Genomic DNA, 22,647 nt, shown 5'->3' with positions numbered 1-22,647 from the left:
CTTATTAATAAAAATGTTAGCATTCATTTGAAGCTCTTTTCTTGATTCTGTGGTTTGTGTGGTAACAACCATTTGATCATGAATTGAGCTTCAACTCAATTTCTTAAGATCTTACCTATGACATCAATGTAAGTGACAAAGAGTCAATTCCCCCTTGTCAAAATCTTTCATGCAGAGCGTATTTGGCCTTTATGCTGCGTAATCGCCTATTCATTGGAACAACCACACTACATAGCCTTTGCCTTGCCTAAATACCAAACATACTGCAGCAAAATCAACCACGAAAGGTCTACACGCCCTAGTCTTTTTTATATTTATGCAGTAAATCTAGCGGTATATGGCAGTAATCATCTGGATGATTAGTTAGTCGGTCTTGGTGCTCAGCATCACTGGGGACATAATTTGTTAGCGGTTTAACCTGTACAGCTATTCTCTCGGCATCATCTCGTTGGCTGATATAATCGCTTGCTAACGTTAAGTGACTTTGCTCTTCACTATAAATAGCCGTGCGGTACTTTTCACCCACATCATCACCTTGCTTATTAATACTGTATGGGTCAATAATTTCAAAGAAATAATCAATTAGTTTATTAGGCGTGACAGCATCAGTATCAAAAATGACTTTGACACACTCTGCATAACCATCGTACTCACTTTGTGTATTATCACTTGTACCATTAGCCCGCCCTGCTTCTGTAATAACTACTCCGGGTAAGTGCTTCATAAACTCTTGCACGCCCCACAAACACCCTCCCGCAAAATAAATAGTTTGCTGGCGAGCATAAAAGTTAGCTGGTTGTTTTTCATTCATAGAGGGACCTAATATATTTAACAAGCAAAGACAGTGTAATGCTTTCATTTTAAGAATGATTATCAAATGCAGTTTTTTCGAATTAATGTACAATAGCGCCAAAAATCGTGACTGTTTAATTTTGCTATTTTATCACGCTATAAAAAAGTGTTAAGACTTTAATTTTTAGCGCAATCGCACATAAAGAATATGAGAAAAACAACATGAACCGTACCTCGCATCTTATTATACCCGCAGTACTTGCCAGCATATCAAGTGTTGCTTATGCGGCAGATGACTCTGAAGAATCGACAACCATTGAGCAAATAACAATCGAGGCATCCCCTACAGCAAATACGTTACCAGTAGGTACCTTTGACTCACCTATATCAAATTTAGAGTATGACCCTCGTGTTGATTTGCAATCGCGTAACATGGCAGAAGCACAAGCTGATGTTACTATTCGTGGCGGTATCTTTGAAAACACCGGTTTTAGAGTCGGCAGTGCAACTTTACTCGATCCGCAATCAGGCCATTATTTTGCAGAAATTCCTATTGCACCGCAAATGCTCACTGGCGCAAGTGTATTGACCGGTGCTGATAATGCACTTTACGGTGTAAATAGCTCAGTAGGTACTGTGTCGTTTGGTTGGAAGCCAATTACCACTGGTGGCAGTGTATCTGCAGGAGTCGGCACTAACGACTTTAATTTACAGAGTGTTCATGCTGGTAAAAGTATCCCTTTAGATACAATCGCCGATTGGCGCCTAGGTTTTGAAGGGGAATATTCTCATTCACAAAGCGATGGCTCAATTGATTTTGGCGATCATGATTTTAATCGCGCTACAGCTCGTGTGCAATTAACGAGTGCGGATTCACAAACTGATTTATTTTTTGGCTCACAAGAGAAATTTTTTGGCTGGCCGAACCTCTATACCCCATTTGGCGTGAATGAAACAGAAGACTTAGAAACGCAACTGTTAATGCTTAACCATAAACAAAGTTATGCAACAAACAGTGAGTTTGAAGTATCAGCTTATTATCGAAAAAATAATGACCATTATATTTACTCTCGTGAAAACCCAAGCGCGTTTGAAGCTTTTCACGAAACGGAAGTTAAATCATTCGCCATCTCCGGGCGACATGCTCAAAACGATGTGTTCTCACTAAACTACTCAGCACAATATATTGAAGATTCCATTGAATCAACCACGCTTGAGAATAACTTTACTTCGCGTAACTATTATAAAATCAGTGTATTGCCAGAATACACTGTGGCTCTTGAGAGTAATCAACAGCTAACAGTGCGTTTAGGCGCTGCCTTCGATGATACCAACCGCGATGACTCACAATTATCGCTGATAGGTGATATCACATTCAATACAATTAATAGTAACGCCACTGAGCGGACATTTTATTTATCCTACGCTGAGGCCAGTCAAGTTGCAGGTTATACTGCTATTGGTGGCAATGACTCTGGTGGGTTGTTTAGAAGTAATTATAACCTTGAGCGTGAAACCACCAAAAACTTAGAACTGGGTTTATTACTAGAACAACAAAGTTGGCAGCTTAATTCGGCTATTTTTTACCGCCAAGATAATAACTTAACTGACTGGACATTTAGCTTTGATTCAACCTCAGCGCGTTTTGCCGAACCGGTTGATATTGATACCGCTGGCCTTGAATTTTTAGCCACTAAGCAATTTGAAAATACTGAAATTATAGCCAGTTACACCTACCTCCATAAATCAGAAACCTATGGCTCGCCAGATGTCGATGCAAGCTTTTATGCCTTAAATTTTCCTGATCACCGGCTAACTCTGGGTGCAATATGGAATCCGACGGATATGCTAGAGTTTCGTGTTGATAATGAATGGCGTAAACAGCATAAAAATGCCCTGCGCCGTTCAGGTGACGAGGCGCTATTTACTCAGCTAACATTAAAAATAACCCCGCCTACACTGCAAAACTTCTTTATTACTTTAGCAGCGGATAATTTGTGGGATGAATCGTTTGAGGAAATTCCAGGCACACCTGGGCGCGGTGAGCAATACACACTAACTGCAACTTATAGCTGGTAAATAAAAAATATGTATAAAAACCGCATTTTTAAGATGCGGTTTTTTTATGTCATTTGTTCAAGCTCGGTAATTAATTGCAGCGCTTGCGCATTCGTTGTTCCACACACATCAATCGTCGCACTAAAATCACTGCATACTTTTGGCCGCCTTTCATCACCAAATAACTTACATAAATTGTTGTTATCTAACTGAATGCAGCGCTCTCCTGCTTTTTTGCCATTAGGCATCCCCGGAATCGGTGAGCTAATACTTGGTGCGATACAACAAGCCCCACACCCAAGTCGACACGCCATTGGTGATGTATTCATCTTTGCCCCTTTTGTAATCTATTTCGCTAATTTGTTAATTGTGTAATGACTTGTTACATCTTAATACGCCTTGTAAACACTTTATTCATTATAATTGCTGTGTCACCTAATTATGAGGAAAGCCCTGTGGCTACTAAAAAACAAATAATTCTACCTATTGCCGTATTAGTCGCCGGTGTAGGTCTTGCGGTTGCGTTTTCAGCAATGAAACAACCGCCAGAAGAAAAGCCAGCACAAGATACACGCCCTCTGGTATCAGTTAACGCAGTTCACCTTGATGCAATTACGCTAGACGTAAAATCGTATGGTGTAGTAAAAGCAAAAGATCACACCCCACTGGTTGCGCAAGTAAGCGGTCAAGTGGTATTTGTCTCTGAGCAATTTGTGCAAGGTGGATTTGTCAAACAAGGCGATATTCTAGCACGAATAGATCCAAATGATTATGAAGCAGCGTTAATTGAAGCCCAAGCAGGCATGGCGCAAGCCAGCTCTGATCTAGAAATTGAACGAGCGCAAGCTCATGTAGCACAGGCAGAGTGGGATCGAATAAAAGACGATTCAAATCAAATGATCCCATCTCAATTATATTTACGCAAACCACAATTAGCCGAAAAACTAGCGCGTTACCGTGCAGCACAGGCATCTGAAAAACGCGCAAAACGTAATTTAGAGCGCACATACATAAAAGCGCCTTATGATGCGATTATTTCTGAACGTGCAATTAGTTTAGGCAGCGTAGTTAATCCTGGAAGCCAATTTGGCGCTCTCAGTTCAACCTTAGTGGCTGAAATTCGCCTTCCTGTGGCTGATAAAGAATTACAATACCTAATCGATAGCGGTATCGGCGCGAATGTAACACTCAGTGCAGACTATGCTGGTAAGCCATCTACTTGGCAGGCAAAAATTGTCCGCAGCGAAGGTGTTATTGATCAAAAAAGTCGTATGAGCTATTTAGTGGCGCAAGTAAATACACCTTATGCCAGTGAGCAACCGCTGCGCTTTGGCTCTTATATCAATGCGACCATTTCTGGCCGCGAGCTTGATAATGCGATTATCGTTCCTCATCACTTAGTGAAAAACGGTAAAATAGTGGTAATGAATGATGATTTAACTCTTTCGTTCAAACCTCTTAATATTATTAGAGAGCAAAATGGCATGGTCATCGCTTCACAAGGCTTAAATGATGGTGAGCAATTGATCACCTCGGCTTTAGATTTCCCAACTGAAGGCATGCAAGTAAAGCTAAATGACTCTGATAAGCCTGCAGCTGCAACTCAACTTGCACTGAAAGAGGAATAGAGCATGACCATCCATAGCGAAAAAGGCTTAATTGCCTGGTTTGCTCGCAACCCTGTTGCAGCAAACCTATTAATGATTTTTATTTTAGTGGGTGGTATTTTAACTGCGTTTTCTATTCGCAAACAAATGTTCCCACAATTTGAAAATAACTGGATCAGCGTCCAAGCTGTCTACCCTGGTGCTGCCCCACAAGAAGTAGAAGAAGGCATCACCATCAAGGTAGAAGAAGCTCTCGAAGGCCTAGAGGGTATTAAACGGAAAATTACTTATTCAAACCGCGGTTATTCTCAAGCGTGGATCGAAATTGAAGAAAAATATGATACTAAAGAAGTGCTCGATGAAGTAAAAATGCAGGTTGATGCAATCAACACCTTCCCTGCAGACATGGAGCGTCCTATTGTGCGCCATGATAAGTTTGAGCAAGAAGTAATGATCCTCGCCTTATACGGTGATATGAGCAATTATCAGCTCAAAGAACTTGGCAACAATATCAAAGACGAACTGCAAGCACTGCCACAAATTAACTTAGTTGAATTTAATGGTGGCCTTGATTATGAAATTGGTATTGAAGTTAGCCCTGATAAACTTCGTGAGTATGGTTTAACTTTTAGAGACATTGCGAATGCAGTGCGTGCTTTTTCAGCCAATATGTCTGCAGGTCAGATTCGCTCTGAAAACGGCTATATTTCGATGCGGGTTGAAAAACAAGCTTACCGAGGTGATGAATTTGCCAAACTGCCATTGATATTACTACCTGATGGTGCACAAGTGTATTTAGGCGATGTAGCAAACATTAACGATGGCTTTGCAGAAGGCTTACAATACTCTAAATACAATGGTAAAAATTCCTTGTCGTTTGAAGTAAATGCCTCTAAAGATCAAGATATTACCAAAGTTGCAAAAGTTCTTAAGCAGTACCTTAATGATAAAGCAGGTCAACTTCCAGCAGGTGTTAAACTCACGCCTATTGTCGATTTAACCTACTACCTAGAGGGTCGATTAGACATGATGATCGACAACATGGTGTGGGGTGGTCTATTGGTTATGGTAGTACTTGCGCTATTTTTACCCCTACGCTTAGCATTTTGGGTAATGATGGGTTTACCTGTGTCATTCCTTGGCGCGTTTTTAATGATGCCGATGGGCTTTTTAGATGTCACCATCAACTTAGCATCACTATTTGCCTTTATATTAGTGCTCGGTATTGTGGTTGATGACGCCATCGTCGTAGGTGAATCAGCCAGTGCTGAAATTGAAAAACATGGCCACTCTCTTGATAACGTAGTACGTGGTGTTAAACGCGTCGCAATGCCTGCAACCTTCGGTGTATTAACTACCATCGCCGCTTTTTTACCGCAAACTTTAGCAAGTGGCCCTGGTGCTGCGTTTTCAAAAGCCATTGGCGGGGTTATTATTCTGTGTTTGATTTTCTCTCTAATTGAATCAAAACTTATTTTACCAGCCCACATAGCAGCAATGAAACACCGAGAACCAAATCCGAAAAACCCATTACATCGCCTACGTAAAGTGATGGATGGCGGTTTAAAACGGTTTGTTGATAACAATTACACGCCATTTATTGGTCATTGTATTCATTATCGTTATACCGTAATTATTGGTTTTATTTGTGTATTAATTGTCAGTGCTGGGATGTTTGCCGGTGGTTTAGTGAAGTTTGTAGCGAACCCTAAAATTCCTCATGACTTTCCACGTATTTCAGTCGAAATGAACTTAGCATCGTCAGAACAAGCAACCCTAGAAACTGCGCAAAAAATAGAGCAAGTTATTATCAATGTTGATAAACAACTTAAAGAGCAATATGGCACAGCCATGGTACGCGATCTTTCCGTTAGCTTACGTGGACGTACCGATGCCAGTATTATGGCGGTATTAATTGATCCTGAGTTACGCCCTATCGATACCTTTGCATTGAGCGCACTATGGCGTGAACAAATGCCTCCTTTACCTGGCGTGAAAACACTAACCATTCAAGACAGTATTATGAATGGTGGTCGAGACGACGGTGATGTGAGCTTCCGCCTAGAAGGAAAGGATGCCAAACAATTAAAAGAAGTAGCAGCAAAACTTAAAGAAAAACTCAACACCATGGAAGGTGTGGGTGATGTAAATGACTCAATGCAAAGCGCTACAGATGAAGTACAGCTTGACTTAAAACCACTGGCGTACAGCATGGGTTTAACCCTTGCCGATGTTGCCTCACAAGTCAGCTTTAGTTACTACGGCCTTGAAGCACAGCGTATTCTACGTGACGGCGAGGAAGTGAAAGTAATGATCCGCTACCCTGAAGAAGCTCGTAACTCGATCAGCGATATCGCCAGTGCTCGTATCATTACACCTAGTGGCGCAGAAGTACCTTTGGCTGAAATTGCCGATGTAAAACTGGTTGATGGTGTAAACCGTATTCGCCGCGAAAACTCAAAGCGTACTGTTAACGTATGGGCTGCGGTTGATACCGACCAAGTTGAACCTTTTGCCATTGCTGAAGAAATACGTGATGAGTACTTACCGGCACTACTGAAGAACTACCCAGGTGTACAAAGTAGTGTTGCTGGACGTATTCAAGAAGAAATGGATAGCGTTGCTGAGCAAGTGCGTGATTTTGCACTTTCAATGATGATTATCTTCGCGTTATTGGCAATCCCACTACGCTCATACTCACAACCATTGATTATTATGTCAGTGATCCCATTTGGGGTTATTGGTGCCATGTTTGGCCATATGATTTTAGGCATGACAATGAGTGGCTTATCAATTTTCGGGATCATTGCTGTAGCCGGTGTTGTTGTGAACGATTCATTAGTAATGGTGGACTTTGTTAATAAAGCACGTGCTGATGGCGTAGCAATAAAAGACGCAGTAATGCAAGCTGGTGCACGTCGTTTTAGAGCGATTATGCTCACCTCAATCACTACCTTTATTGGCGTATTACCAATCATTATGGAAACCAGCTTACAAGCTAAAATTGTCATCCCAATGGCAGTATCACTGGCCTTTGGTGTGTTATTTGCCACGGTGATCACGCTGATCCTGATCCCATGTCAATATGTCGCACTAGAAGATGCTAAACGATTAATTCGTAAATGGCGTGGAAAAGAAGCGCTGGTAGATGGTGAATCAATTCATAGCAAAGTGAATACTATAATAAACCGCTCACCTTTATAAAATTTTATATCCCAACCAACTAGCCCGAGCTGTATACAGTTCGGGCTTTTTTATGCTTATAATAACAATGAAATATAATTTATTCACATAAAATCAACACGATAATAATTTACTTTGTATTTTATCCACGGTAAAAGTAGTACATAAAACAAACTAAAAAACCAAGGAAGCTCATGAAACTCACCTCGAATATGTTTTACCACACTATTTTTATGACAGCTCTACTACTGCTCTCACACACTGCAATTGCAGGCGAACACGCGAAAGAAATGGATGCATTTATTGAACAATTTCATGGTTTCAAACAATTCAATGGCAACGTACTGGTCGCCAAGCAAGGTAAGGTTATTTTTGAAAAAAGTTATGGCTACGCCAATTTTGAATGGGACATCAAAAATACTGCCGAGACTAAATTTCGAATAGGCTCAATTACCAAGCAATTCACTGCGTTGCTTATTTTACAGTTAGCGCAGCAGAATAAAATACAGCTTGATGCTCCCCTTGCTACTTACCTACCCGACTATCGCCAAGATATAGGAAATAAAATCACCATTAGGCAAATACTTAATCATACATCAGGACTTAGTAATTATACTCAAACGAAGACCTTCAGAAGTGAATACAGTCGCAACCCTTACAGTGTAGATGAATTTATAAAATTACTGTGTAGTGATGATTTATTGTTTGAGCCTGGCACGCAATTTCGCTATAGCAATTCAGGCTACTTTATTTTGGGCGCCGTGATTGAAAAAGTCACTCAACAACGTTACCAAGATGTACTGCAAGAAAATATTTTTAAACCACTCAATATGCATAACACCGGTTACGATTCGCATGCAAAAATAATCAACCAACGTGCATCTGGTTATAGCAATAACTTAGACGGTTACACTAATGCTGATTACCTAGATATGTCGATCCCTTATGCTGCGGGGTCAATATACTCAACCGCACGCGATCTCGTTAAGTGGGACCAAGCGCTGTACACAAATAAGCTAATAAATAAAGAACTAAAAAAACAAATGTACACCGTATCTGAACAGCGTAATTACGCACTTGGCTGGGAAGTTAATCAGCTAGATGCTGATAAATATGGTAAACCATTGACACAAGTACAACATGGCGGTGGTATCGAAGGGTTTAATGCATTTATTAGCCGTATTATTGAAGATCAGCTACTGGTGATAATTTTAAATAACACTGGCGGTGCACCAATGACACCTATGACTAAAGGATTAACCAATATTTTTTATGGTAAGCCCTATGACGGTGCAACTGAAAATGTGGATAGCCAACTTTATCATGCCTTGCAAAATGGCGGTATTGCACAGCTTAAAAGCAAATATAATCAATTGGATGAGCAAAAAGTTCCGCTGCGAGAAAGAAGCATAAATTACTTTGGTTATGAATTAATAGCAATGAAAAAACTCGATGCCGCAATCGCAGTATTTGAACTAAATGCTGCTAAATACCCCGATTCTGCTAATACTCACGATAGTCTGGGTGAAGCGTATTTAACTGCTAATAAACCCGTACTTGCATTAAAAAGTTACCAGCGCGCCCTTGAATTAAACCCCGACAGTGAAAGCGCAAAGCAAGCAATTATAAAACTACAATAATTCTAAAAAGTCGCGTTATATTATTTAAAATCTGCAACATTAAACTCGCTTATGCTACGAACATAAGCGAGTTAGTAGTTTATAATTTCAAGTAATTAGTCATCAAGAACACTAGGTTCAAGTATACCTTTATCAATTAGTTGGCTTATCATCGTACGTGCTTTTTCTCTGCATACGTCACGCAATAAACGCACTGCAGGCGTTATTGATTGGCGGCTTGGACAAATTAACCACAGCTCACCACAGGTATGCTGGTAATTATTCATCACTGTAACCACCCTATCGTTAAGAAGATCATCAGCAATATCTAATGCCGATTTTACGGCAAGCCCTTTGCCAGCAACACACCAGCGCCTGACCAAATCACCATCATTAGAGGCGCGCTTGCCTTGCATTTTTACTTTGTATTTTTTTTGCCCGTCGGTGAATTCCCACGCGTTATTGATAATATTTTGCAGTTGATAAAATAACCCTTGATGCTGTGCTAAATCATCTGGGTGAATAGGCGCACCATAGCGTTTTATATAGTCAGGTGAGGCGCATAACAAACGTGGAATATTACAAATTTTAAATCCGTAAACATTGGCATCAGTTGGCGAGCCATAACGCAGTGCTATATCCACCGAATCTCGGTAGAAATCCACGTTACTATCACTAATATGTGTGCGCAGGCTCACCTTCGGGTAACAATCCATAATTTCATCAATCCAAGGGATAACTAAATTACGGCCAAGATCAGAAGATAATGCAACCCTTAACTCACCTTCAATCTCATCATGTTCGCCTTTTAGGTTCTGCCGAGCTTGCTCAAGTATCGCTATTGCTTGCTCACACTGTGGGATATAGCGCTCCCCTGCGGCAGAAAGCCTTAGGTGACGTGTTGTACGCACAAATAGGTCTACACCTAATGTTGATTCTACCCGTTTGATAGCAGCACTGGCGGTTGCTGTACGCATATCAAGTTTTGCAGCTGCAAGGGTAATACTTTTAAATTCAGCAACTTTTAAAATAAGTTTTAAATCGTCAATCTGCATATTATCTAAATATATTTGATAATGATTCAATAATTATGCTGTTTATCAAAAGTAATGCAAGCGCTATCATCTGCCTCATTCAACGGCTTTGATTAAATAAAGCTATTCGCTACAGGAACCAATTATGACACACCCGATTATTACCGACTTAGAAGCGCGTTACACAGCAAAAAAATATGATGCAACTAAACGTGTATCGGCAGAAGATTTAGCTGTGATCTATCAAGCTATGCGTTTATCTCCGTCATCAATTAATTCGCAGCCATGGAAATTCATTGTTATTGAGTCTGAGCAAGCAAAACAACGTATGCATGATACTTTCGCTAACAAGTTTCAATTTAATCAGCCGCATATTAAAACTGCATCTCACATTATTTTGTTTGCTTACAACCCGAAATACACCAGAGAAGATTATGCAAAAGTGATTGACACTGATATCGCCAATGGCCGTACGCCAGCAGAAAATCGCGAGCAAGCCTTTGGCGCATACGCATTTGTTGACTTAAATACTGACGCATCTGGCAATAATGCCGCATGGACCAAAACACAAACTTACCTTGCACTTGGTAATACTATGCATGCTGTTGCGCGCTTAGGTATTGATTCAACACCAATGGAAGGCGTAGATAGCGCGCTAATTAGTGAACTTTTTGCGGATGAGTTAGATGGTTATATTTGTGAAGTCGCACTTGTCATTGGTTATCACGAAACACAAACCGACTATAATGCTAAGCTTCCAAAATCACGTTTGAGTCAAGATCAAATTATTCAAGTGGTTTAAGTTTTACATTACCGGTTAAGAAGAGCCTGTTACAGGCTCACTTTAACAAGCTTTTTTGTATTATAGCCTCTGCTATGTGCTCTCTTTAGCAGCTCCACAAACAATTTTTTCTTCGCCAAGATGATATATATTATTTATTGCTACATAGGCGCCAGATACAACGCCTGTAATAGGGACTAATAATATTCCACTAATTGAATAGTAGGTATTGGTATCCTCAAAGCCATTAATTATTTTCAATGTCTTACGGTCAGAGGATATTTCACATTTATTGACTGCTGACATGTCCTTAGTTGGTACAACGATACAGCCTGATAACATCGTCAAAGTAAAACATATAGTCGTAACTAATTTCATCTTATAACATCCTCGTTTTTAATTGTCATATAGAAACCATAAAAATTAATATTTATAGATTGTTGGGTAACTATCTTATAAATACTTTACTAAACAAAGTATGCGCTCCCCGCAAACCTTGCACATATAAATCAAGCTTATAGGTTCAATTTTCACTAATAAACATGCACATCAGACACCACACTATGCAACCGTTTTATATTGAGGGAACTTTCCTAACATTCTCTTCAATAACAATATCATAGATAGGCAACTTACTTTAGCAGTGATTCTGTTAAAGAAGTCAAGTTGCACCCAAATAAAGAGATCAGCTTGAGTAGATAGCTACAGCGGTTAATTAACCTACAGCAGCCATTGAAGAAGTTGCGCATAGTGCAAACTCTACAAGTGATAATACTGAGGTTGCGGATAAAAGCACAATTAGGGCAGACTAAAATAAACAAAATCATCAAAACAATAGGTTCATTGGTTTCTGAGATCCAACACTCAGCAGCTGGTATTACGACCTTAGCCGCAAATATAAAAAATATAGAGTCAGTACTTGATGTGTATATAGCGATAGCAGAGCAACTCAATAACCTTGTATTTCGATTTACTCTTTAACTAATCCAAATTAAAAAATCATATAGTTACACGCTATTACGCAACTATAGGGTCAATGCAGCAAATGACGCTCTCACGTGAAATAGGTACGGGCATCGCAGCAGGCTTCGACTTTATTAACTTATAGCAATATTGTGACCTCTTTTTAGCTATTTTGTATTTAGTTATAAAAAGAGGCTGCTCGAAGCAACAGCCTATAATTCTAACTACACTATCTAAGGTGCCCGCTTTCAACAATAGGCGTAACCCAATATTTTAATGGGGTGTATTGGCACACAGGGCTTAACGCCGTTTTAATTGTTTGCAGCTGCGCTAATAATATATGCACCTCAAACTGATAAAAGCTGCGATGCCCTTCTACTTGCTCGGCAATATCAAATTCACTGTGCTCCTTGCTGTAGCCTTCAATGTTTTTTAAGTTAAAGCCGGTAATGCAGTCTATGCCAATTAATATATCAACCACTTCATCTTTTATGTTTGTGGGTACATTTAGGGTAAAAAGTAACTGTTCAGCCATGTTTTTTCTCCAACCAACCATAAAAGATAGGTAATAAATAAAGTGTTGTAATTGTTGAGGTAATTAACCCGCCAATAACCACAATCGCCAATGGCTTTTGAATCTCAGCGCCAGGGCCGGTGGCAAATACCAGTGGCAGTAAACCAAACATTGCGGTTGTGGCTGTCATTAACACTGGGCGAAGGCGTCTGCTTGCGCCATCTAAAATGCGCTGCGTTACATTGGCAGAAAACATTTTCATTTGCTCAAAGTAACTGATCATCACAATACCATTGAGCACCGCTACGCCAAGTAAAGCAACAAAACCAACCGATGCAGGCACCGAGAGGTATTCATTACTAATAAATAGGGCAATCACTCCCCCCATTAATGCAAACGGAATATTAGCAATTATCAGCGTTGATTTAGATAACGATTTAAACGTGGTAAATAAAATAATGAAAATCAGTATTAATGCCACCGGAATAAGCACCAGCAAGTTTTGTGTTGCACGTTGCTGGCTTTCAAATTCGCCACCAAACGACAAGGTAAAACCACTGGGTAATTTTATGCTGCTATTAATTTTAGCTTCCAGTTCATTCACATAACTAACCACATCGCGGTTATCCACATTAACGCTTACAGAAGCAAAGCGCTTTGCTTTTTCTCGCTCTATTAACAATGGCCCCGTTTTAAAGCTAATATTAGCAACCTCTTCAAGTGGTAGTAGGCTGTTGTCGGGCATTAAAATTAGCTTTTGCTTTAATGCGCTCATTGACGATAACTCAAAGTGTGCTGCGCTTTCGCCTTTTTGTGCATTAAACACAATTGGGATCACGCGGTTTCCTTCTTGCAGTGCCGATACCTGTAGGCCTTCTAATTGCGACTTTAAATAATCGCTTAATCCTTCGGTGGTTAAACCAAACTGACTAGCAACCTCAGGAATAAGTTTAATATTTACGTATTTACCCCCTTCAATAAGCGCCATTTGCACATCACTTGCGCCGTCAATATTAGTGGCAAGTGCAGTGATTTTTTCAGCTAATGAGGCAAGTGTCGCAATGTCATTACCGAATACTTTAATCGAAATATCACCGGTGCCACCGGTGAGCATTTCTGATACCCGCATTTGTATTGGCTGAGTAAAGCCAATATTTACCCCTGGAAATTGCGCAAGTGTTTGTCGAATATCCTCGATTAGCAGCGCTTTGGAGTCAAAACGCCACGTATCTTTTGGCGCTAACTCCATAAACACATCGGTTTCGTTTAATCCCATAGGATCAAGCCCGAGTTCATCGGAGCCGGTACGGGCAACAATTTGTACGATTTCTGGGGTGTTTTTTAACAGTGCGGCTTCAATTTGTTTATCGATATCCAGCGAGGCTTGCAAAGAAATACTCGGCGATTTTTCCAGTTGTACAATAATGTCGCCTTCATCTAAAACGGGCATAAAACTTTTACCAAGCCCCTGAAATAACACCCCACTGAGCACTAAAACAGCAACCGATATAACACTTATTGCCACTGGCTTTTTAATTGCACGGGCAAGTGTTTTAGTATAAAAACCTTGTAATAGCGTGACCATTTTAGGCTGGGTTACGGGTTCATTTTTTAATAACAACGAGGCTAAAATTGGAATAACCGTTAACGACAACAACAGCGCACTTAGCATGGCAAACACGATAGTGAGCGCCACTGGGGTAAATAACTTGCCTTCTAACCCTGTTAACATTAATAGCGGTGAAAACACGATAATAATAATAATTGTGCCTGAGAACACTGGCGCCGCGACTTCTTTACATGCGCGATAAATAACATGCAGCCGAGGGAGGTGCTGATTGTTAGCCAGCCGATTCACTATATTTTCAACAATAACTACCGATGAGTCCACCAGCATACCAATGGCAATCACTAAGCCACCTAAACTCATTAAATTAGCCGATAAATCAAACTGTTTCATCATTATAAATGTCAGCAATGCCGACATAGGTAAAGACAAAGACACCACCAATGAAGAGCGAATATCACCTAAAAACAAGGCAAGTAGCACTATCACTAAAATAATCGCTTGACCTAATGCGCTGGTAATGGTGCTAATTGCGGTATTTATTAAGTTAGAGCGGTCGTAAAACACATTAATTTTTGTGCCTTGCGGTAATGAAGCTTCAATGGTGCGAAGTTTATCTTTTACATCTTCAACAACTTGCGCTGTATTACTATTTTTAAGCGCAATTATAAGCCCTTGTACCGCCTCTTCACTGTTTTTAGTGACTGCGCCATAACGGGTTAAACTGCCAACATGTACCGTGGCAATATCACTTAACCGAATAACCTTATTTTGAGTCGACTTAATCACGGTATTTTCAATGGCGGTTATATCGGTGTATTTGCCCTCAGTGCGCAAAATTAAGGTGTCGTTGCCTTTTTCTAAGCGCCCTATGCCACCGTTTTGATTCGTTTGCGTGATTGCTAACTTCATTTCATCAAAGCTGACTTGATGCTGTTGCATCAATAAAGTATTGGGAAGTATTTCATAGGTTTTTGAAAAGCCGCCAAGGCTATTTACATCTGCAACGCCGGTTACAGTGCGCAGTAATGGACGAATTTGCCAATCTAAAAGCTCTCTTTTTTCAATCAGCGATAAGTGAGTACTTTCTATAGTAAACATGAACACCTCGCTCAAAGGCGTGCTCATTGGCGCCATGCCGCCACTAATATTACTGGGCAAGGTGGGCAAAATATTTAATAAACGCTCATTAACTTGCTGACGGGCCCAATAAATGTCGGTGCCCTCTTCAAAGTCAATGGTAATATCGGTAATAGAATACTTAGTGGTAGAGCGCAGCATTTGCTGTGACGGAATACCCAGTAATTCGGTTTCAATCACCCGTGTTACTTGCGATTCTATTTCAAGGGCGTTCATGCCGGGTAATTTGTAAACTATTTTAACTTGGGTGGGCGATATTTCTGGAAAAGCATCCACCGGAATACTTAACCAAGATTTAGCACCAATGGCCATAGCAACAATAACAAAAATACTAACAAACAAACGCTGAGTAAGTGAAAACTTAATAAGCTGGTTTAACATTTACTCTCTCCCTAAGTGAAGCAACATACCTTGTAGCGCACTTACCGAGCTTATTAGTACCTGCTGATCATCTAGGTTTTTATTGGCAGTAAATACATAGTCTTTGCCTTGTGTACCTTTGAGCTCAATCGGCAGTAACTCAAGGTTATCGCCAGACTTTAAAGCAATGTAATTAACATCTTCAAATTCAAACACCGCTGACTTTGCTATTTTAAAGCCCGTTAATTTATTTACCGGTGTGACTTTGATAGTTTGCCCCAGTGTCAGCTGGCATTCATTCGAACTTGGTGACGCCCACACAATTTGATGGTATTTATCTGCAATACTGTCATAGCTCTCAATATTTAAGCTGCAACTTTGTGACAGCTTGAAATGCGCTAACGTGTTGGAAAAACTAAGAGGGACTTTAATCTTAACGCGAATACTACTTGCATCGATAATATCAAACGCGGTGTCACCCATCATACGGTTTCCCGACTCATTAGTGAGTTTTAAAATGCCTGTTTTTGGACTCACTAAGGTCACGTTTTCATTATCATCAATGTTTAAAAATGCCATTTGATGTTGCATATGTTCAAAATTTAGCTTGGCTTCAAAATAGCTTTTTGTGATTTCAACCCATTCAGAACTTCTTATTATTTTGTTTTTTAAGTGTTGTTGATTTATATCGTAATGGCTTTTAGCAATAGCGAGCATGTCTTTTGCTGATTGATGGGCATCTAAAAAATGGTGTACATCACTGCCCTCAACGCTTGCAATCGTGGCGCCCTTTTCAACCATGCTGCCGTTAGGGTATAAGTAACGAACCTGCTGTACATCAAACGCAAACAGCACCGTATAATTGACCCCAGGTTTGAAATTAACTTCACCAATTAAACTTTGCCCGTTAATAAACTCTGTTTTTTGAATCGGCGCAAATTCAACATCAAAACCACTGAGTGAAGAAAGCCCTACAGGTGCTAAATTTTGCGAAGCAAACACAGGATTAAATGTTAATAAAGTCACCGTAAAGAAGAAAAATAACGTATATTGAATACGCAAAAAATGACGCATTTTTTTTGTAAAATTTAACAGCATTTAGTTTGTTCACATTTGATTAATTTAATAGAATCAACCATGACTTTTTTAGACTGTTAAATCATCAGGCAAACGCCTTAACGTACCCAAAAAAAGCGAAATTTACGCTATGGTACATTTGTCCATTGTATTTATAAATCATTGATAATAGAGGTTTTAATGAGAGACAAGTTAATAGCAGCCACCTTGTTAATAATAATGGTGCTAAACTTTTTTGATGTACTAACGGATATACATTTAGGGGTGCCGCAGTGGCATATTTTTTCTGAGGGCTTAATCGTCGTCATTTCTGCAGCCTGTGCTATTTACTTAATTAGCGATATTCGTGCGCGTACTGCCAATATTAATGCGCTGAAACAAGAATTAGTGCATTCAAAAAAAGAACTTAAAAACATATCACAGGCAATGATGGATGCGCGCCATGAATACAGTGGTGTTATTCAAACCCAATTCTCACAGTGGACATTGACCCGCAGTGAGCAAGAAGTCGCAATGTTGTTACTTAAAGGCTTAAGCTTTAAAGAAATAAGCTCACTAAGAAGCACAAAAGAAAAAACCGTTCGTCAACAAGCGTCCGATATTTACAGCAAAGCCGATGTAGAAGGCCGACATGAGTTTGCTGCATGGTTTTTAGAAGACTTTATGCAACAAGGACAATACCAACCAACAAGTTCAAGCCTCAATTAATTGACAAGCTACAAAGGTGAGGCCTCTGGTTATTTCTATAGCTTTGCATCCGCTGTGCATTAAATCTTAAGGAATAATTAAAAACCTTAATGATTATCTCTGTGTAAAACTAGATGAATTCATTTTTACTATGACAACCATTGCTCAACTTAGCAAAAACATAACCCCCTACAGCCCCTGCAAGCAGCTGCATATAAAAACCCCAGCCTCTTGCGCCCGCTATAATAGTGATATTCATAATTGACTCGATAGCAATTAAAGCCGAAGCAAACGCCACAATACCCGCAATTACAAATAATTGCGCACCTTGTTTTTTAACTTTTTTAGCAATAAGCCAGGTAACCAAAAACGCGATGGCAAGTGCAATAGCAATAATAGCGCCATAGGTCGGTAGCAAGCCGAGCCAATCTTCAAGGGTTAAGTTAACACGGTCATTAAAGCCCACCACAACACCCACATTAACTAATTGATTGACAACGTATTGACTATGAAACAAGCTAGCGAGTGTAAATGTAAGTAACCAAGAAACTAAAAATGAAGGGAGTATACGTGTTAAAAACGACATGGTTATCTCAACTTAAAATGAAACTTTTTTCTTACAGTAGCAAAGGCTTGCAGGGTAAACAATCTCTACGTTGTATTACTCTACTCTCGCTTTTAGCGTTTTCTTGTAACGCCAGTGCCGAGCTACCAAAACAGCAATACACTGCTGATACCTTAGCAACGGGACTCAATTCACCGTGGAGCATGGTTAAACTCCCAAACAATACCTGGTTAGTCACAGAACGTGATGGCCATATTGTTATCATTAAAAACAACCAACAAACCCGAGTTAAACTAGATTTCGAGGGCTTATACGTTGCAGGCCAAGGCGGCCTACTCGATATAGTGCTTTCGCCAAATTACAGTGAATCAAAAGAAATTATATTCACTTACGCTCAAGGTGAGCTTGATGCAAACAGGCTCGTTATTGCCAAAGCTACGTTTGATGGTGCGCAATTTTCAACGCCAAAAATTATTTATAAAGTTGCCACTGATAAAGACACACCACAACATTACTCAGGCCGCGCCCTTGTCCTACCCGATAATACCTTATTATTTTCAAGTGGCGATGGCTTTGACTACCGTGAGCAAGCACAGGTTATGACCAGTCAACTTGGCAAAACATTACGCATAAACTTAAACGGCACGATACCAAACGATAACCCATTTATTAATCACAAAAATCCTGCAGCTCATGCTGTGTACTCACTCGGGCACCGTAACTTGCAAGGCTTGGTTTATGATTACGATACACAGCAAATTGTTAGCCACGAACACGGCCCCGCAGGCGGCGACGAACTAAACTATTTAACCCCAAGCACCAATTACGGCTGGCCGGTGATCACCAACGGAGATGATTACTCACAAGCACGTATTTCACCGTTTAGAGAATACCCTGGAATGGCTAAACCAACGGTTGATTGGACGCCCTCAATCGCCCCTTCTGGCATGGCTTATTATGGCTCAAAGCATTTAGCTTTTCCCTCACTACAACAGCATGTGCTAATCACTACGCTGGTCGATAAAAAGCTCTACAGTGTTAATTTAGCGAATGGTGAACTTACCCAGACTCATGTTTTACCAGAGGTAACTGGGCGTTTGCGGGATGTATTTGTTACAACCGAGGGTAATATCGCGGTGTTAACCGATGGAAAAGATGCAAAATTGCTGCTGATAACGCCAAAGTGATTAGCTTGACTAGATCGTTCAACACAACTGTATCTAAATACTCGACGAGCTTTTTATATGATTATCAGGTCTTATTTTTTGCTGTTTGAGCGAAAGTCAAAAAGAAAGACCTGACTTTATTGGTTTTTGCGATGCATATTTCTGATTAAATACAATCAAGGTGAGTTAGTTAAATTGGCTTTCGTCTATTTCAATGGTTATGCTATTTAATAAATCGTTAGTGAACTTTTCACTTTCTTCTTTACTGACATAACTTCCTTTGCCTTGAATATTTGCAAGTAACTGGTTTGCAATCTCCTCATAGGCAACATCTAATTGAGTCTGTAATGTTTTAATATCGTCGTGAGTCATCGAGTTGCCTAAAATAAAAGGCTTACTTGGATTCATTGGCCCATAGTTGCCTTCCCAAATTACTTTACCTGTTTTAGACTTAAGGACGGCTTTGAGCTGAGGTAAAAACCTTGTGCTTTTTTCGTCGGTAAAAATGACGCACCATGGCTCAAGTGTTATAACTTGTTTATGAAGATTTTCATTTAAGTGAATAGACTTTACTGATTCTTTTAAAATTTGAATGCTATTTAGCGAATTCAACAAAGTGCTCGCTAAATCAAAGTTCTCTTTTAAGTCGAGCTCTAAACTGCCTTTCATGTGCTTTTCATTAGACAAATCAGATGCTATAACGCCAAGAACCCCATAACGCAGCCCTACATCATCCGACGTATTAACCCAATTAGTAATAACAAAACCTGAACCTTCAATTCTTCGATCCCCTATAGCTAAACTCCAATCATTCCAATCGATATTTAATACATCTAGTTTAATTTTTTCATTTGAACCTAAAGGAACAGCACCTCCCCTTTGAACCGATTGGCACGCTGAAACTAAAAAAATAAAAGTGAATATAAATAGGTGCTTATACATTATAAAACAATCCTTGTTAAAAACTCGATTAATCAAAAGTAAACTATAACACCCTTATTTAACTCTGCGCACTAGTTAAAGTTTTCCGTGCTGAATGATGAACACTAACGCAATCAAATAAATGGCATTGTTAATCCACTTGATTGATTTGTTGTGTGCCTATTTCCACATAGCCAACCTACATTGTATAAATTTATCTAAGGTTTGCTGGTGTAACTTGTGATAAGTTACCCCCATGCTATATCTATTTCAAACTTCCTACAACTTGTTGAATAAGCAAACTTTTTACTTATTTCATCAAAAAGAGTCATCTGCAACCTCAGTGGCTACAATAATAAAAAAGTTAAGCCTATCTTTGCAGTTGCTATTTACTCCTCGTTCATATGGTTGACGAGGTAATTTTTGAACCAATTCTGATAATATTTTTACCTCTTGTTGTTCAAGCTTTGTATTACAAGGCATAGCGTTCATATAAAACGAAGAAGCCCAGTAAATATCACCTTTACTATTTACCCATACTCGTTCCGTAGCTCTCATCGTCTCGATTTCAGCTCGAACTATCTAATCTCGCTCCTTTCCAACTACAAACATCGATAATACAAAAATCACTAAACCTATTAGTGATTTCATGAAACTTCCTTATGTACTTAACAACTTACCATGTGCCAAGTAAGCGGTTTATAAAACCCCAAAACAGCATTTAATAATGTTATTCGAAAAGCTAATTTATGGGGTTTAAACTATGATGGCTAAAGCCGATTCCTACGCGGTGAGTTTCACACCGAGTTAATCTCACAGCTCGCTAACTTTACTCTCGCTAACTTGCTAACTGAACCCTGATTAACAAAAAAGCCGCTGTTCATTACAAACAGCGGCTTCTCTTCTTAAAGCTTACGGCTTAAAACTTACAGCTCTAAAGCTTATTTAATTACTTCAAGGCCGTTCATATATGAACGAAGTACTTCAGGCACGACTACTGAACCATCCGCTTGTTGGTAGTTTTCAAGTATTGCTACTAGAGTACGGCCAACCGCTAAACCCGAACCGTTTAGTGTATGCAATAACTCTGGCTTTTTCTCACCATTGCGACGAAAACGTGCTTGCATACGGCGCGCTTGGAAATCAACCATGTTTGAACATGATGAGATTTCACGGTAGGTATCTTGCGCTGGTAACCATACTTCTAAATCGTAGGTTTTTGCTGAGCCAAAGCCCATGTCACCCATACATAAAATTACTTTACGGTATGGTAGCTCTAGTGCTTGTAATATTTGCTCTGCGTGACCTGTTAGCTCTTCCAATGCTTGCATTGAATCTTCTGGTTTTACCAGCTGTACTAGCTCAACTTTATCGAACTGGTGCTGACGAATAAGGCCACGAGTATCACGGCCATAACTGCCAGCTTCACTTCTAAAACACGGAGTGTGGGCAGTTAAACGAATTGGTAAATCTTTTTCGTCGTAAATTTCGTCACGCGCGCTGTTTGTCAGTGGTACTTCTGCAGTAGGAATTAAGCTAAAACCTTCTTGCTCTTCACCGTCATCATTTACAAGACCTTTAGTGTGGAATAAGTCTTCTGCAAACTTAGGTAATTGACCTGTACCGTATAAACTGTCGCGGTTTACTAAATACGGTACGTACATTTCTGTATAACCGTTTTTATCTGTATGCGTGTCTAGCATAAATTGCACTAGTGCACGGTGCATGCGGGCCATTGCGCCGCGCATTACAGTAAAGCGTGAACCGGTAATTTTAACGCCCATTTCAAAATCAAGGCCGTTTAAATCTTGTCCTAAGTCTACATGATCTTTTACTGCAAAATCATACTTTTTAGGCTCGCCCCAGGTTGAAATCTCAACGTTGTCAGATTCATCAGCGCCCGCTGGTACTGATTCATCAGGTAAATTTGGGATAGCTAAAGAAATTTGCTTAAGCTCTTCTAAAATAGCGTCTTGCTCAGCTTTAACACTATCAAGTTGCGCGCCTAAGTTGCTTACTGCATCTAACAATGGTTGTGCATCTTCGCCTTTAGCTTTAGCTTGGCCAATCGCTTTGGAGCTACTGTTACGCTCACTTTGTAATTCTTGTGTTTTTACTTGTAATGTTTTGCGTTTTTCTTCAAGTGCGCTGACAGTCGCAGTATCTAGCTCGTAACCACGTGCTGCTAGACGCGCAGCTGTTTGCTCGAGATCTTGACGTAATAATTTAGAATCTAACATGTTAGTTTTTAACCTTTTTGCATTACCAGCTGAAGGCCCAGCCAAGCCATAAAAATACACACCACCACATTTAAGGTGATATTGAGGGCCATTTTAAAAAAGTGACCTTGTTGTAATAACAACAACGAATCCATTGAAAATGTCGAGAAGGTGGTCAAAGCACCTAGAAAGCCAATCCCTATAAGGGTTTTAGCGGGGCTAACGGTGATAATTTCTCGCTCTATCAAACCGTATAATACGCCCATCAACAATGAACCAAGAATATTAACCGTCAACGTGCCAAAAGGGAATCCCCTACCAAGTAGTTTTAGCATGGTTTCACTAATAAAAAACCGTAAACAGGCGCCTGAGGCTCCTCCTGCGGCAATCATGA

Annotated in this window: 19 protein-coding genes; 8 read left to right on the top strand and 11 right to left on the bottom strand. The window is 39.9% G+C overall.

Annotated features, from left to right (window positions below; genetic code table 11):
- Nucleotides 1-298: 298 nt before the first annotated feature.
- Nucleotides 299-811, bottom strand: a complete 513-nt coding sequence (locus tag H5183_RS14140) for a peptide-methionine (S)-S-oxide reductase (protein ID WP_182731968.1) — start codon at nucleotides 809-811, stop codon at nucleotides 299-301.
- A gap of 203 nt (nucleotides 812-1,014) precedes the next feature.
- Here H5183_RS14140 and H5183_RS14135 point away from each other — a divergent pair, with 203 nt between their 5' ends.
- Nucleotides 1,015-2,871 carry a TonB-dependent siderophore receptor gene (locus H5183_RS14135; protein WP_182731967.1) on the top strand — a complete coding sequence of 619 codons (1,857 nt, stop codon included), beginning with the start codon at nucleotides 1,015-1,017 and terminating at the stop codon, nucleotides 2,869-2,871.
- 44 nt (nucleotides 2,872-2,915) lie between these two features.
- On the opposite strand, the gene H5183_RS14130 is transcribed toward H5183_RS14135, so the two are convergent.
- Nucleotides 2,916-3,179 carry a YkgJ family cysteine cluster protein gene (locus H5183_RS14130; RefSeq protein ID WP_145242261.1) on the bottom strand — a complete coding sequence of 88 codons (264 nt, stop codon included), beginning with the start codon at nucleotides 3,177-3,179 and terminating at the stop codon, nucleotides 2,916-2,918.
- A gap of 126 nt (nucleotides 3,180-3,305) precedes the next feature.
- Here H5183_RS14130 and H5183_RS14125 point away from each other — a divergent pair, with 126 nt between their 5' ends.
- The 3 genes from H5183_RS14125 (at nucleotide 3,306) to H5183_RS14115 (ending at nucleotide 9,280) form a co-directional block, all read left to right on the top strand.
- Nucleotides 3,306-4,478 carry an efflux RND transporter periplasmic adaptor subunit gene (locus H5183_RS14125; RefSeq protein WP_182731966.1) on the top strand — a complete coding sequence of 391 codons (1,173 nt, stop codon included), beginning with the start codon at nucleotides 3,306-3,308 and terminating at the stop codon, nucleotides 4,476-4,478.
- Between the two features lie 3 nt (nucleotides 4,479-4,481).
- A complete protein-coding gene (locus H5183_RS14120; protein WP_182731965.1) occupies nucleotides 4,482-7,661 on the top strand; it encodes an efflux RND transporter permease subunit in 3,180 nt (1,059 codons plus the stop codon).
- Nucleotides 7,662-7,834: 173 nt separating this feature from the next.
- Nucleotides 7,835-9,280 (top strand): serine hydrolase, encoded by a 1,446-nt coding sequence (locus H5183_RS14115; protein WP_182731964.1) that lies wholly within the window; start codon nucleotides 7,835-7,837, stop codon nucleotides 9,278-9,280.
- A 95-nt stretch (nucleotides 9,281-9,375) separates the two neighbouring features.
- On the opposite strand, the gene H5183_RS14110 is transcribed toward H5183_RS14115, so the two are convergent.
- Nucleotides 9,376-10,314 carry a LysR family transcriptional regulator gene (locus tag H5183_RS14110; RefSeq protein ID WP_182731969.1) on the bottom strand — a complete coding sequence of 313 codons (939 nt, stop codon included), beginning with the start codon at nucleotides 10,312-10,314 and terminating at the stop codon, nucleotides 9,376-9,378.
- A 124-nt stretch (nucleotides 10,315-10,438) separates the two neighbouring features.
- Here H5183_RS14110 and H5183_RS14105 point away from each other — a divergent pair, with 124 nt between their 5' ends.
- Nucleotides 10,439-11,095, top strand: coding sequence for a nitroreductase family protein (locus tag H5183_RS14105; protein ID WP_145242253.1), 657 nt, complete (start codon nucleotides 10,439-10,441; stop codon nucleotides 11,093-11,095).
- Between the two features lie 72 nt (nucleotides 11,096-11,167).
- Here the strand turns inward: H5183_RS14105 and H5183_RS14100 are convergent, their stop codons facing one another.
- Nucleotides 11,168-11,452 carry a hypothetical protein gene (locus H5183_RS14100; protein WP_145242251.1) on the bottom strand — a complete coding sequence of 95 codons (285 nt, stop codon included), beginning with the start codon at nucleotides 11,450-11,452 and terminating at the stop codon, nucleotides 11,168-11,170.
- Nucleotides 11,453-11,824: 372 nt separating this feature from the next.
- Between H5183_RS14100 and H5183_RS14095 the strand changes: the two genes are divergently transcribed.
- Nucleotides 11,825-12,055 (top strand): hypothetical protein, encoded by a 231-nt coding sequence (locus tag H5183_RS14095; protein ID WP_182731963.1) that lies wholly within the window; start codon nucleotides 11,825-11,827, stop codon nucleotides 12,053-12,055.
- Between the two features lie 211 nt (nucleotides 12,056-12,266).
- Here the strand turns inward: H5183_RS14095 and H5183_RS14090 are convergent, their stop codons facing one another.
- From H5183_RS14090 to H5183_RS14080, 3 genes are read right to left on the bottom strand one after another with little or no spacing between them, the layout of a single operon-like run.
- Complete coding sequence (locus H5183_RS14090; protein WP_145242247.1) at nucleotides 12,267-12,572, bottom strand: DUF3240 family protein; 306 nt, start codon at nucleotides 12,570-12,572, stop codon at nucleotides 12,267-12,269.
- A complete protein-coding gene (locus H5183_RS14085) occupies nucleotides 12,565-15,639 on the bottom strand; it encodes an efflux RND transporter permease subunit (RefSeq protein ID WP_182731962.1) in 3,075 nt (1,024 codons plus the stop codon). The genes H5183_RS14090 and H5183_RS14085 overlap by 8 nt, the downstream gene beginning before the upstream one ends.
- The gene (locus H5183_RS14080) at nucleotides 15,640-16,692 is read right to left on the bottom strand and encodes a hypothetical protein (RefSeq protein WP_259397307.1); all 1,053 of its coding nucleotides are present in this window, start codon (nucleotides 16,690-16,692) and stop codon (nucleotides 15,640-15,642) included.
- A 183-nt stretch (nucleotides 16,693-16,875) separates the two neighbouring features.
- Here H5183_RS14080 and H5183_RS14075 point away from each other — a divergent pair, with 183 nt between their 5' ends.
- Entirely contained in the window at nucleotides 16,876-17,403 is a 528-nt protein-coding gene (locus H5183_RS14075; RefSeq protein WP_182731960.1) for a LuxR C-terminal-related transcriptional regulator, read from the top strand.
- Nucleotides 17,404-17,512: 109 nt separating this feature from the next.
- Here H5183_RS14075 and H5183_RS14070 read toward each other — a convergent pair whose 3' ends face one another.
- A complete protein-coding gene (locus H5183_RS14070; RefSeq protein ID WP_182731959.1) occupies nucleotides 17,513-17,968 on the bottom strand; it encodes a hypothetical protein in 456 nt (151 codons plus the stop codon).
- Between H5183_RS14070 and H5183_RS14065 the strand changes: the two genes are divergently transcribed.
- Entirely contained in the window at nucleotides 17,953-19,134 is a 1,182-nt protein-coding gene (locus tag H5183_RS14065; RefSeq protein WP_182731958.1) for a PQQ-dependent sugar dehydrogenase, read from the top strand. The two genes, H5183_RS14070 and H5183_RS14065, sit on opposite strands and share 16 nt — an antisense overlap.
- 165 nt (nucleotides 19,135-19,299) lie before the next feature.
- Here H5183_RS14065 and H5183_RS14060 read toward each other — a convergent pair whose 3' ends face one another.
- The 3 genes from H5183_RS14060 to crcB form a co-directional block, all read right to left on the bottom strand.
- Nucleotides 19,300-20,055 (bottom strand): hypothetical protein, encoded by a 756-nt coding sequence (locus H5183_RS14060; protein WP_145242235.1) that lies wholly within the window; start codon nucleotides 20,053-20,055, stop codon nucleotides 19,300-19,302.
- Between the two features lie 920 nt (nucleotides 20,056-20,975).
- Nucleotides 20,976-22,274: a serine--tRNA ligase gene (gene serS / locus H5183_RS14055; protein WP_149982716.1), complete on the bottom strand. Its 1,299-nt coding sequence runs from the start codon at nucleotides 22,272-22,274 to the stop codon at nucleotides 20,976-20,978.
- Nucleotides 22,275-22,282: 8 nt separating this feature from the next.
- Entirely contained in the window at nucleotides 22,283-22,645 is a 363-nt protein-coding gene (gene crcB / locus H5183_RS14050; RefSeq protein WP_392352509.1) for a fluoride efflux transporter CrcB, read from the bottom strand.
- Nucleotides 22,646-22,647 lie beyond the last annotated feature (2 nt).

Source organism: Pseudoalteromonas sp. SR44-8 (assembly GCF_014163635.1).
GTDB classification, from domain to species: domain Bacteria; phylum Pseudomonadota; class Gammaproteobacteria; order Enterobacterales; family Alteromonadaceae; genus Pseudoalteromonas; species Pseudoalteromonas rhizosphaerae.
The sequence above is the reverse complement of the archived record's forward strand: the minus strand, read 5'-3'. Positions and strand labels throughout refer to the sequence as shown.

What these genes read in the sequence shown, in the direction of transcription:
- H5183_RS14135 (WP_182731967.1), top strand. Translation starts at nt 1,015, where the DNA reads ATGAACCGTACCTCGCATCTTATTATACCCGCAGTACTTGCCAGCATA.
- H5183_RS14140 (WP_182731968.1), bottom strand. Translation starts at nt 811, where the DNA reads ATGAATGAAAAACAACCAGCTAACTTTTATGCTCGCCAGCAAACTATT.
- H5183_RS14060 (WP_145242235.1), bottom strand. Translation starts at nt 20,055, where the DNA reads ATGTATAAGCACCTATTTATATTCACTTTTATTTTTTTAGTTTCAGCG.
- H5183_RS14130 (WP_145242261.1), bottom strand. Translation starts at nt 3,179, where the DNA reads ATGAATACATCACCAATGGCGTGTCGACTTGGGTGTGGGGCTTGTTGT.
- H5183_RS14100 (WP_145242251.1), bottom strand. Translation starts at nt 11,452, where the DNA reads ATGAAATTAGTTACGACTATATGTTTTACTTTGACGATGTTATCAGGC.
- H5183_RS14105 (WP_145242253.1), top strand. Translation starts at nt 10,439, where the DNA reads ATGACACACCCGATTATTACCGACTTAGAAGCGCGTTACACAGCAAAA.
- serS (WP_149982716.1), bottom strand. Translation starts at nt 22,274, where the DNA reads ATGTTAGATTCTAAATTATTACGTCAAGATCTCGAGCAAACAGCTGCG.
- crcB (WP_392352509.1), bottom strand. Translation starts at nt 22,645, where the DNA reads ATGATTGCCGCAGGAGGAGCCTCAGGCGCCTGTTTACGGTTTTTTATT.
- H5183_RS14110 (WP_182731969.1), bottom strand. Translation starts at nt 10,314, where the DNA reads ATGCAGATTGACGATTTAAAACTTATTTTAAAAGTTGCTGAATTTAAA.
- H5183_RS14075 (WP_182731960.1), top strand. Translation starts at nt 16,876, where the DNA reads ATGAGAGACAAGTTAATAGCAGCCACCTTGTTAATAATAATGGTGCTA.
- H5183_RS14120 (WP_182731965.1), top strand. Translation starts at nt 4,482, where the DNA reads ATGACCATCCATAGCGAAAAAGGCTTAATTGCCTGGTTTGCTCGCAAC.
- H5183_RS14085 (WP_182731962.1), bottom strand. Translation starts at nt 15,639, where the DNA reads ATGTTAAACCAGCTTATTAAGTTTTCACTTACTCAGCGTTTGTTTGTT.
- H5183_RS14070 (WP_182731959.1), bottom strand. Translation starts at nt 17,968, where the DNA reads ATGTCGTTTTTAACACGTATACTCCCTTCATTTTTAGTTTCTTGGTTA.
- H5183_RS14080 (WP_259397307.1), bottom strand. Translation starts at nt 16,692, where the DNA reads ATGCGTCATTTTTTGCGTATTCAATATACGTTATTTTTCTTCTTTACG.
- H5183_RS14115 (WP_182731964.1), top strand. Translation starts at nt 7,835, where the DNA reads ATGAAACTCACCTCGAATATGTTTTACCACACTATTTTTATGACAGCT.
- H5183_RS14090 (WP_145242247.1), bottom strand. Translation starts at nt 12,572, where the DNA reads ATGGCTGAACAGTTACTTTTTACCCTAAATGTACCCACAAACATAAAA.